Raw genomic sequence first — 9,388 nt, forward strand, 5'->3', positions numbered from 1 at the left:
ATAGGTGCCACCAAACCAGGCTGGTTTTCACCAAGATCGCGGTGCGGGCCACTCGCCGAGCCTTTCAGCGGAGAAGAATGTAGAGCAGGCAGCCGACGGCGGTGAGTACCAGCAACGGCACTAGGAGGGCGAGGCGGGCCCTCCTGGGCAACGTCACAGGGCCCAGCGAAATGCTGGATGCTTCGATCTCGGGGAAGCGCGGCTCGTCCCACTGGTAGGTACCGTCGTCTTGCAGGGTGCCTAGACAAAGTCCACCAGTGAGGTGGCGCTGCCAGCGGCGGCCCGCCGCGTCGGTAAACACTGCAGTGATTTCGGCCAGGCGCGGCCGTTCACCTGAGGTGGGCAGCTCGACCTCATGCGTGCATTCGTCTTGCAAGTCGAAGGACTCCGAGCAGTGCGGCATCGCAGGGCTCGATGTGTAGACCACCTGCACGTCCGTGACCGGTAGCGGGCCCCGATTGGCGACCGAGACCACCCAGGGTTCTGGTGCAGTGCCTGGGTCGTCAGCGGTCGGTCTGTCGGAAAGCCGGATCTGTACGGTCCTCGCCTGTGCCACTTCCTCCGACAGCGCACGCCTGAGTTCCAGTTCCATCTTGGCAAGCTCGTCGGTGGCTGCACGCCGGGCCAGTTCGGCCTCTTCTCGCTGCTCCTTTGCGATGACTCGTCGACGGTCTGCAAGGGTGATCCATAGCGCAGTGAGGCTCGTGAGTATGCCAACGACGGCAGTCGTAAGTGTGATCACTGGACAAGCCTGATGGGGACTCGCTGTTCTGTCTATGGTTCGACGGAGTAGTGGGGCCGGTGCCAACGATCATGCCTTATGTGTTATTGGTGACAAATAGTGCGCCGACCTGGTGAAAACCACCTGCTTCACCGCCCCGAACCCGCTGGCCAGTGGCCACTGATGGTGACAACTATCGTGCTTGGGCTCAGGAAAGCCGCTCCATGCCCCACCACGCCCCCACCCGGCTCCTGGACCAGGTCCGCTTCGACCTGGCCAGCGCCGGATTCCACGTGGCACCACCGCAGCCCCTGACCGACGAACACCAGGACGGCGTCGCGGTCTACCTCGACGACGACCACCAGGTCACGGTCGACTGGCTCACCCACGGCCACCTGGACGCCGTCGCCCTCGACGTGGTGGAAGCCGACCGCCTCGAAGAGGACGTCGTCACCCGCTACGAGACCGTCAGCACCACGATGAACACCGCCCTCGCCACCGTGCTGCACGCCTTCGGCTACCGCACCGGCCGGCCGCTGTTCGGCACCGGCTTCACCGTCCAGCCGCCCCCCACCACTCCGTAGCCCACCCCGCCATCCGGCTCCGCCCGGCGGAGCCGCCGCACCCCTGGGAGAACCCCGTGACCGACCACCTCGACCACGACGAGGACCTGGACGAGGCCGCGTTCGCCCGGCGCCGCCAGGCCGGTCAGCTCGACCACATCAACACCTACTACCGCCTGCCCGAGCGCCTGGGCGTCACGGCCGCGCTCGGCGTCCGAGTCCGCCACGAGGACCGCGAGGGCACGATCACCGATACCGCCGGCCAGTACCTGCGCGTCCTGCTCGACGGCGACACCGACACCACCGTCTGCCACGCCACCGCCTCCATGGCCTACCAGCGCCCCGACGGCACCTGGGCGAGGGCCGCCCCGCTGCCCGACCCCTACGCCACGGCCGGGGCCGGCCGGTGAGCCGCACCGGCGAGCTTGCCGCGATCGAAGCGTCCTGGGCCCTTCCGCCCGCACCCCGCTGCGCCCACTGTGGCGAACGGATCGCCGCGGACGGACCCCGCGACACCTGGTTCGGACCCGTGCCCGACCCCGGACAGGACCGCCTGACCACGCCCGCCTACCACCTCGGCCTCGACGCGTGCCGCGTCGCCGGCGGCCTCCCGCCGCGCCCCAACTGACCCCGACCGAAGGAACTTCACCACCATGTCCGCCCCCGCCTCCCCGTACCCCGCGTACGGTGGCGATACGACGTCCCTCCTGGAGGTGCCGGTGAGCGCACAGCCCGACCACGCCCCCGCACCCGGAGCGCCGGCCCAGCTCCTCGCCCAGCTGCGCGCCGACCACCGCGCCGCGCACTGGGTGCCCGCCTTCGAGCGGCAGTGGGCGGCCGCCCTCGAAGAATCCCGGCGCACGTTCTCCCTCGCCGGACTGTACGAAGTCGTCCAGGAGTGGCAGGGCCTCATCGCCTCCGCCCCGGCGGTCGACGCGTTCGCCGCCTCCGGCTACGACGACAGCGGCTTCATCGACATGGCGGAGCTCCGCGGCAGGCGCCGGTGACCGCACAGCCCTACGCGGTCCGCTTCTCCGCCCCGGCCGCCAAGGTCCTCGACGACCTGCCCGAGCACGCAGAGGACACCGTGTGGGAGGTCCTGGACGCCGCCGCGGCCGCCCCCTGGGGATTCCGGCAGTTCAACGCCGACGACCCCGAAGGCGAAGACGTCCGCCACGCCACCGTCGGCCGGCTCTCCCTCACTTACTGGGTGAACCGTCCGCTGCGCCAGCTGTCCGTCCTCACCATCAACTGGCTCGGATAGCCACCCCACGACAGGCACCTCGCCCCCGGCGTTGCAGCTGCCGGGGGCGAGGCGCCTGTCAGTGTCTCAGAGGGGATCGGCCTCCATACGGGGCGAGCAACTCTCCCGCCGGGGCAACAAGCAGCTGAAACGGGCGTTCTTCCTGGCCGCGTTCGCCTTTTCCTCGGCGACCCGGCCTCCCGCGCCTACTACGACAAGAAGATCGGCCACGGCAAGCGCCACACCCAGGCGCTCCTCTGCCTGGCCAGACGCCGGACCGACGTCCTGTTCGCCATGCTCCGAGACGGCACCCTCTACAAATCCCGGCCCGTGGCCGCGACGTGATGCTGCCTCTTGTCCACCGGCAGCAGCCGTGATCCGCTCTGCCCATGAGCACCGACGACTCCGAGCACATGAGGATTATCGACCGCTGGCTCGCCGGCGAGGTGGTCAACAACAACGTCGGCATCAAGGTCGTCGGCGGCCCGTTCGACGGCCGAACCAAGATCGTGCTTCTCGATGGGGACGGGATGCCTCCCGCCGTCATACGCGCATCCGGCGGGCCAGCCGGCCCGAGTCGGCATCTCTACGAAGCGGTCCGATCCGCCGGCGTCCGGGCTGGTTGGATCTACACCTACACCGGCCCTGCCCCAGCCGCCGAGAGCTGAGGCACAGCCTCGAACCGCTTGACCAAACGCATAGGGGTACCCCCCCCAGAGTCCCCAGGAGCCTGGCGCTACTGAACTTGAATGCGTGATGTCGCTAGTGAGCGCGCGGGTCTGGGTGGTGAGTGCGGGTAGATCAGTGGCGGCGAGCCTATATGTGCCGAGCTCTTCAATGCAGCGCAGCAGGCAACGAGTTTACGCAGCGCGGCCTCCTCGGACGAGTTTCGCTACTGCCGTTGCGTAAATGAAGGTGGGAGCTGTAGCGTGACTTACGCAACGTTCGTAGCGAAAAAAAAGGGGGGTGGCACTGTGGGACTGGCCAGGGGGCGCGGGCGACCGCGGTCCGAGGCGGCTGACGGCCGCATCCTCGAGGCGGCGCTGGAGCTGCTTCTCGATCGTGGTTACGACCGGTTCTCGGTCGACGAGGTCGCCGTGCGTGCCGGGGTCGCCAAGACCACGCTGTACCGGAGGTGGCCGACCAAGGACCACCTGATCGTCGCCGTGGTCGCGCGGCGCCAAGACGCCGTGCCGGTGGAGTACAGCGGGGACGTCCGTGCCGATCTCAACCGCTACCTGGGCGCGATCGTCGCCGGTCTCCACCAGATGCGGCAGGCGGGCCGCCCCACCACGGCGGACGACACCTCCGCGGGCTTGGTCGCGGAAGTTGCCGCGGCGGCCGCCCGCCACGCCGATGTCGGCGTGGCGGTCCGGGCAATGTTCCACCACCGCAACGCCCTGGTGCTGACGCTGCTCGAACGCGCCCGTGCAAGCGGGGAGCTACACGCCGACGTTGAGCCCGAGGTCCTGTTCGACCAGCTCGCCGGCGCCCTCTACTACCGGCTACTCATCACCGGACGCCCCCTCGACGCGGCGTACATCGACCGCCTCGTCACTAGCGCACTGCGCGGCGCGTCCGCCTGAACGGATCCGTCCATCTCACGGAAGAGGCCTGCCATGTCCCCTGCGAACGACTCTCCCACTCGGGTCGAGGACGCTTTAGCCCCCGCCGCATCGAAATCCACGGCTCGTCGGCGGCGTCGGCTGCTGATAGCCCTGGCCATGTTGGTCGCGCTGCTCGGCGGCTACACGACGTGGGCCAACCTCCATCCGGTCCGGCTGAACGCGTCGATCGAGATCCAAGCGAGCCCCGAGGAGGTCTGGGAGGTGCTGACGGACTTCAGCGCCTATCCGCAGTGGAACCCGTTCATGACCTCGGCGCAGGTGACGTCGCCCGGCGGGCGCCTCGAGAAGGGCGCGCGCCTGCGCATCGTGCTCCACGACGCGAGCGGCGACATGACTTTTACCCCCGAGGTACTGACCGACCTGCCGGGAACCGAGCTGCGGTGGCTCGGGAAGATGGGGCCCGGGTGGATCGCGGACGGGGAGCATCGCTTCGCCATCGAGCAGATCCGACCGGGTCGCGTCCGTCTGACGCAGAGCGAACGCTTCACCGGCGTGGCCGTCCCCTTCGCCCAGGGCATGCTGAAGTCCAACACCCTCCCGCAGTTCCACGCGATGAACAAAGCCCTTGCCCAGCGGGCCGAACAGCTCCACCGCTGAACCTGGATCGGAAGTACGAGGCGACGTTCTAGCGCGGTTGCCATAGAGGTTCCACCGGAGTGAGGTCACCGCGCCAAAAGCAGAGCCAGGCAAGGACCTGCTGCTGACGGGCGCTCCCTGGGCCGCCCGGCTCACGACCCGTGGCCTGATCGATGAGCACCAGGTCGTTGTGCACTCGGTCGTCCTCGGCGGCGGAATGGCACTCTTTCCGGGGCCACGGAGCAGCTCAACAGCTCATCGAGTCCTGGACCTTTTACTTCTGGGCCGTTGTGCTGGAAGGGGTCCCGTCGGCTGCGGTGGAGTACGTCGCTGATCTGGTGAAGGTCCCGGCCATCGGCTTCTCGCAGTACACGCTGGTCGGCCGGGCCGCCGAGTACCACCGCAGCAGATCCGCGAGACCCTGGTGTTCCGGCCGTCGACGGTCGCAGACGAGAAGGCGCCGGCGGAATGGCTGGCCGTGGAGGTCTGTCCGGCCGAGCTGGTGGAGGACCGCCAGCGCGAGGCCCTGCTGGCCGGGTGCTGGGCCCGGAAGATCGAGCCGCCGGGCCGGACGCGGGTCAAGAAGGTACTCGTCGCGGCGCGCGGCAAGTGGGAGAAGACGTTCTGCCAGGCCGACCTGGACGCCATCGCCCACGAGCTCAACCATCGCCCCCGCAAGACCCACGGCTACCGCACTCCGGCAGAGGTCTACGCTGACCTCCTGAACAGCGGTGATGCGCTGACCGCTTGAGCTCGCCATCGTTTGACGACAGGCAGCATCTGTCCAGCGCGCCCCCTGGAGGTGCGGCCGTTTCGGTGGCTGCCACAGGCCGAGCCCCGTCGGAACGCCGACGAGCGATGCTGGCTCACGCTGCGGCGTAGTCGGCGAGCGACGGCGCCAACAGACCGAAGGCACTGTCCGCCTCTGCGGTGACAGTGACGGAGATCCGGGCGTTGTCCTGGCCGATGAGGGTGAGTTCCTGGATGCGCTGGAACAGGGTGCGGTGTACGGCGCCGAGCAGGGCGGCGGCGGTGCGGGGGGTGATGTCGCCGCGGAGTGCGCCGGTGGCATCGGCCAAGGCGTCTGCCAGGGCGGCCTCTCGCAGGTCGTGCAGGTCGCGCAGTCGGGCGGAGAGGGTGGGGCTGTCGGCGATCATGCGGGCGAAGTCGGGGCCGGAGAACCCGGCGACCGGGTCGGCGTTCGCAGCCGCTTCGTTGAAGGCGTGATGCAGGGCCGACAGGGCTGACTCACCGGCCCGACGGCTGGTCACCGTGTCGGACAGGGTTGCGATGAAGGCGTCCTGGTGGTCCAGGGCCAGATCCTCCTTGCGCGGGAAGTAGTTGGTGACCGTCTTCTTCGCCACCCGCGCGGCGGCGGCGATCTCGGCGATGGTGGTCCGCTCGAAACCCTGGGCGAGGAACAAGCCGGTGGCGACGTCGGAGATGAGCTGACGGGTCTCCTGCTTCTTGGATTCCCGCAGGCCGGCAGGAGGTGCGGACGAGGTGGCGTCGGTAGTCATGGAGCAATCTTACCCTCGTGGCATTTTTATGTTGACACCCTTGGGGGGGTCAGCCTAAGTTTACGTCCGTCGTAAGTTTCCTCCGGAGCGAAGAACGGATGTCCCCATACTCGAATCCCGCCCCGTCGCCCTTCAGGACGCGCCCGTCACGTTCGGCCCAGTTCTGACCGAGCGCGACAACCGCGCCCAGGCTCTGCCCCGCGGTCATCAGCGTCCCTCCCGCGTGCTCCCCGCACCCGACCGGCGAGTTCCCCCTAAGGCCCGCAATCTGCCGCGCCGCTCCGGCTGCTGACCTGAGCCCACCCGGCACCCCCCCGCTCTACCCCCGGAAACCACTGAGGAGAAGCGCCTTGCAGATCACCGCGTCCACCGTCTCGCTCACCGTCGACGATGTCGCCGCATCCCAGCGGTTCTTCACCACCCACCTCGGCTACGTCGAGCAGGCCGCCGCCGATGGGTTCGCCTCCCTGACACGTGGCGACGCCGCGGTTGACATCGTCCTGCTCGCCCGCGGCACCGAGGTGCTGCCGGTCGACCAGCGCGACCAGCGCGCCTCCGGCCTGATCCTCGCCTTCACCACCACCGGCATCGCGCAGGAGGAAGAGCGGCTGCGCACCGAGGGCGTCGAGATCACCATGCCGCTGCGCGAGGAGCCCTGGGGCGAACGCCTCTTCCAGGTCACCGACCCCAACGGGGTGACCGTCCAGTTCGTCGAATGGGTCACCCCGCCCGGCCCCGAGAACGCCTGACCGCCCACCGCGTCAGGCCGAATCCGGGCCATGCCCCGGCAATGCCCGGCCCGGACCGTGTACGACATCCCGCAACCCGGCAAAGGACCTCGACCTTGTCACCTGACCCCACCACCCTGCACCCGCTGCCCGCCCACGACCGCGTGGTGTTCCTCAAACCGCTGGTCACCTCGCCGAACATCACCGTGGGCGAGTACACGTACTACGACGATCCGGACGGCGCCACGGACTTCGAGCACCGCAACGTCCTCTACGCCTACGGACCCGAGCGCCTGGTCATCGGCAGGTACTGCGCGATCGCCACCGGGACCACCTTCCTGATGGCCGGGGCTGAACACCCCACGATGGGCGTCTCCACCTACCCGTTCACCATGTTCGGCGGCCGCTGGGCCGAGCAGACCCTGGACATCGTCACCGCCATGCCCAGCCGCGGCGACACGGTCGTCGGCAACGACGTCTGGTTCGGCTACCGGGCCACCGTCATGCCCGGCGTACGGATCGGCGACGGCGCCATCATCGCGGCCGGCGCCGTGGTCACCGCCGACGTCCCGCCGTACACGATCGTCGGCGGCAACCCGGCCCGGCCGATCCGCCGGCGCTACGACGACGCCGACGTCGAGCGGCTGCTGCGCGCCGCGTGGTGGGACTGGCCCGCCGAGGTGGTCACCGAGCACGCCCGCACCGTCATGGCCGGAACCCCGGCCGACATCGCACGCATCGCCACCGAGCACGGCCTGGGGAGGCCCCTGTGAGCTGGATGTCCGTCGAAGAGTACGCGGTGGCCGACAGCGCGGCCGGACCCTACGCCCTCACCACGGGCCCGGACGGCGCGCTGTGGTTCACCCTCGTCCACAGCGGCCGGATCGGCCGGCTCGTTCCCGGAAAGGAGCCGACGAGCCACCGGCTCGACCCCGCCTGCGGGCCGACCGTCATCACTCCCGGCCCGGACGGCGCCCTGTGGTTCACCGAGTACCGGACGGACCGGATCGGGCGGATCACCACCGACGGCGCCGTCGACGAGTTCGACGTTCCCACCCCCGGCTGCGGGCCGTTCGGCATCGCTGCGGGACCCGATGGTGCGCTGTGGTTCACCGAGACCGCCGCCGACCGCATCGGCCGCATCACCGTCGACGGCTCCGTCACCGAGTTCCCGCTCCCCGTCACCGGCGCGTTCCCCTCCGCGATCACCGCCGGCGGCGACGGCGGGATGTGGTTCGCCCTCAACCAGGCAAACGCCATCGGCCGGATCGACATGAACGGCGCGGTCGTCCTCCATCCCCTGCCGACGGAGGCAGCCGCCCCCGTGGGGATCGCGACAGGCTGCGACGGAGCCCTGTGGTTCACCGAGATCGCGGCCGGCCAGATCGGCCGGATCACTCCCGACGGGCGGATCACCGAGTTCCCGCTGCCCGACCGCGCGGCCCGCCCGCACGCCGTCACCGTCGACGGCGACGGCACCATCTGGTTCACCGAATGGGGCGGCAACCGCGTCGGCACGATCGCCCCCGACGGCTCCGTCACCGTCCATGACCTGCCCACCCCCCGCTCCGAACCGCACGGCATCACCGTCGGCCCCGACGGCGCCCTGTGGACCGCACTGGAGATCGGCGCACTCGCCCGCATCACCCCGGCAGACGGCACCACCTGACCAAGCCGCCACCCCCTCACACTCCGACAACAGAGACCGTCGGCACGACGGTGGGAAAGGAAGCCCTATGAAATACGCACTCGTGATCTTCGAGACGGAAGAGTCACGCCGCCGGATCCAGGCCGACCGGGCCGCCTACCGCAAGGAGTACGAGGACTGGATCGGCAGCCTCGCCGCCGCCGGGAAACTGGTCGGCGGCGAGGCCCTGGAGACCGAGCACATCACTCCGGCGACGGTGCGCACAAAGGCCGACGGGACATCATCGGTGACCGACGGGCCCGCCCAGGCTGGTGAGGAGACCCTCGGCGGCTGGTTCATCATCGAGGTGGCCGACCGCGAGGAAGCCCTCGAACTGGCCAAGAGCCTTCCCACCCCGGAGACCATCGAGATCCGCCCGATCCTCGAATCGGCCTGAACAACACTGGAGACCGGCCCAATGACATAGCGCCCGGCCGCAGGAACGCCGCTGTCGTGCCGCCAGGCTTCGCCTGATCATGCTGCCCGACCGTAGTCGACCCTGTTCTCGGACAGCTACGGCGAACGGACACGTACTGAACTTGAATTCGTGTTGTCGGTCAGCCGTCCATGATCAGGCCGGTGCCGACCAGGCAGCCGTCAACCATGTCCGGGCGGTACTGGATCTGCTTGAGCCTATGCTTGACGGCGCGGGTGATCTGACCGAGGTCGGCTGCGGCGAGGTTGCCAATGTCACGCTTGACCAGCGGCCAGATGCCTTCTTA

The 9,388-nt window shown here is 69.1% G+C and carries 16 protein-coding genes and 1 pseudogene; 15 read left to right on the forward strand and 2 right to left on the reverse strand.

Features of this window, described 5'->3' with window-relative positions:
• Positions 1–64: 64 nt before the first annotated feature.
• On the reverse strand, positions 65–742 hold the full coding sequence (locus ACIGW4_RS37880) for a hypothetical protein (protein WP_399586250.1): 678 nt from the start codon (positions 740–742) through the stop codon (positions 65–67).
• A 203-nt stretch (positions 743–945) separates the two neighbouring features.
• Here ACIGW4_RS37880 and ACIGW4_RS37885 point away from each other — a divergent pair, with 203 nt between their 5' ends.
• From ACIGW4_RS37885 to ACIGW4_RS37930, 10 genes and pseudogenes are all read left to right on the forward strand, one after another.
• Positions 946–1,305, forward strand: coding sequence for a hypothetical protein (locus ACIGW4_RS37885; RefSeq protein WP_399586253.1), 360 nt, complete (start codon positions 946–948; stop codon positions 1,303–1,305).
• 56 nt (positions 1,306–1,361) lie between these two features.
• Complete coding sequence (locus tag ACIGW4_RS37890; protein ID WP_399586255.1) at positions 1,362–1,694, forward strand: hypothetical protein; 333 nt, start codon at positions 1,362–1,364, stop codon at positions 1,692–1,694.
• Positions 1,691–1,912 (forward strand): hypothetical protein, encoded by a 222-nt coding sequence (locus ACIGW4_RS37895; RefSeq protein ID WP_399586257.1) that lies wholly within the window; start codon positions 1,691–1,693, stop codon positions 1,910–1,912. The genes ACIGW4_RS37890 and ACIGW4_RS37895 overlap by 4 nt, the downstream gene beginning before the upstream one ends.
• A gap of 91 nt (positions 1,913–2,003) precedes the next feature.
• The gene (locus tag ACIGW4_RS37900; protein ID WP_399586280.1) at positions 2,004–2,291 is read left to right on the forward strand and encodes a DUF6247 family protein; all 288 of its coding nucleotides are present in this window, start codon (positions 2,004–2,006) and stop codon (positions 2,289–2,291) included.
• A complete protein-coding gene (locus ACIGW4_RS37905) occupies positions 2,288–2,548 on the forward strand; it encodes a hypothetical protein (RefSeq protein ID WP_399586259.1) in 261 nt (86 codons plus the stop codon). Before ACIGW4_RS37900 ends, ACIGW4_RS37905 begins: the two co-directional genes overlap by 4 nt.
• A 76-nt stretch (positions 2,549–2,624) precedes the next feature.
• Positions 2,625–2,872, forward strand: a pseudogene (locus ACIGW4_RS37910) (IS110 family transposase); the annotation flags it as partial.
• Positions 2,873–2,916: 44 nt separating this feature from the next.
• Positions 2,917–3,195: a hypothetical protein gene (locus tag ACIGW4_RS37915; protein WP_399586261.1), complete on the forward strand. Its 279-nt coding sequence runs from the start codon at positions 2,917–2,919 to the stop codon at positions 3,193–3,195.
• A gap of 261 nt (positions 3,196–3,456) precedes the next feature.
• The gene (locus tag ACIGW4_RS37920) at positions 3,457–4,113 is read left to right on the forward strand and encodes a TetR/AcrR family transcriptional regulator (RefSeq protein ID WP_399586264.1); all 657 of its coding nucleotides are present in this window, start codon (positions 3,457–3,459) and stop codon (positions 4,111–4,113) included.
• Between the two features lie 138 nt (positions 4,114–4,251).
• Positions 4,252–4,752, forward strand: coding sequence for an SRPBCC family protein (locus tag ACIGW4_RS37925; RefSeq protein ID WP_399586266.1), 501 nt, complete (start codon positions 4,252–4,254; stop codon positions 4,750–4,752).
• Positions 4,753–5,209: 457 nt separating this feature from the next.
• Entirely contained in the window at positions 5,210–5,482 is a 273-nt protein-coding gene (locus tag ACIGW4_RS37930; protein WP_399586283.1) for a hypothetical protein, read from the forward strand.
• 115 nt (positions 5,483–5,597) lie between these two features.
• Here the strand turns inward: ACIGW4_RS37930 and ACIGW4_RS37935 are convergent, their stop codons facing one another.
• The gene (locus tag ACIGW4_RS37935) at positions 5,598–6,251 is read right to left on the reverse strand and encodes a TetR/AcrR family transcriptional regulator (RefSeq protein ID WP_399586267.1); all 654 of its coding nucleotides are present in this window, start codon (positions 6,249–6,251) and stop codon (positions 5,598–5,600) included.
• Between the two features lie 350 nt (positions 6,252–6,601).
• Between ACIGW4_RS37935 and ACIGW4_RS37940 the strand changes: the two genes are divergently transcribed.
• The 5 genes from ACIGW4_RS37940 to ACIGW4_RS37960 form a co-directional block, all read left to right on the forward strand.
• Positions 6,602–7,000, forward strand: coding sequence for a VOC family protein (locus tag ACIGW4_RS37940; RefSeq protein ID WP_399586268.1), 399 nt, complete (start codon positions 6,602–6,604; stop codon positions 6,998–7,000).
• Between the two features lie 41 nt (positions 7,001–7,041).
• Complete coding sequence (locus ACIGW4_RS37945) at positions 7,042–7,752, forward strand: CatB-related O-acetyltransferase (protein WP_399586271.1); 711 nt, start codon at positions 7,042–7,044, stop codon at positions 7,750–7,752.
• A gap of 5 nt (positions 7,753–7,757) precedes the next feature.
• Positions 7,758–8,648 carry a virginiamycin B lyase gene (locus ACIGW4_RS37950; RefSeq protein ID WP_399586273.1) on the forward strand — a complete coding sequence of 297 codons (891 nt, stop codon included), beginning with the start codon at positions 7,758–7,760 and terminating at the stop codon, positions 8,646–8,648.
• Between the two features lie 67 nt (positions 8,649–8,715).
• On the forward strand, positions 8,716–9,063 hold the full coding sequence (locus tag ACIGW4_RS37955; RefSeq protein WP_399586275.1) for a YciI family protein: 348 nt from the start codon (positions 8,716–8,718) through the stop codon (positions 9,061–9,063).
• Between the two features lie 79 nt (positions 9,064–9,142).
• Positions 9,143–9,388, forward strand: a 246-nt coding sequence (locus tag ACIGW4_RS37960) for a hypothetical protein (RefSeq protein WP_399586278.1), incomplete at its 3' end; no start/stop codon positions are given.

It is taken from the genome of Streptomyces sp. NPDC053513, assembly GCF_044544765.1.
In the GTDB taxonomy this organism is placed as follows: Bacteria; Actinomycetota; Actinomycetes; order Streptomycetales; family Streptomycetaceae; genus Streptomyces; species Streptomyces litmocidini.

What these genes read in the sequence shown, in the direction of transcription:
- ACIGW4_RS37950 (WP_399586273.1), top strand. Translation starts at nt 7,758, where the DNA reads ATGTCCGTCGAAGAGTACGCGGTGGCCGACAGCGCGGCCGGACCCTAC.
- ACIGW4_RS37935 (WP_399586267.1), bottom strand. Translation starts at nt 6,251, where the DNA reads ATGACTACCGACGCCACCTCGTCCGCACCTCCTGCCGGCCTGCGGGAA.
- ACIGW4_RS37885 (WP_399586253.1), top strand. Translation starts at nt 946, where the DNA reads ATGCCCCACCACGCCCCCACCCGGCTCCTGGACCAGGTCCGCTTCGAC.
- ACIGW4_RS37925 (WP_399586266.1), top strand. Translation starts at nt 4,252, where the DNA reads ATGTTGGTCGCGCTGCTCGGCGGCTACACGACGTGGGCCAACCTCCAT.
- ACIGW4_RS37945 (WP_399586271.1), top strand. Translation starts at nt 7,042, where the DNA reads ATGCCCGGCCCGGACCGTGTACGACATCCCGCAACCCGGCAAAGGACC.
- ACIGW4_RS37955 (WP_399586275.1), top strand. Translation starts at nt 8,716, where the DNA reads ATGAAATACGCACTCGTGATCTTCGAGACGGAAGAGTCACGCCGCCGG.
- ACIGW4_RS37915 (WP_399586261.1), top strand. Translation starts at nt 2,917, where the DNA reads ATGAGCACCGACGACTCCGAGCACATGAGGATTATCGACCGCTGGCTC.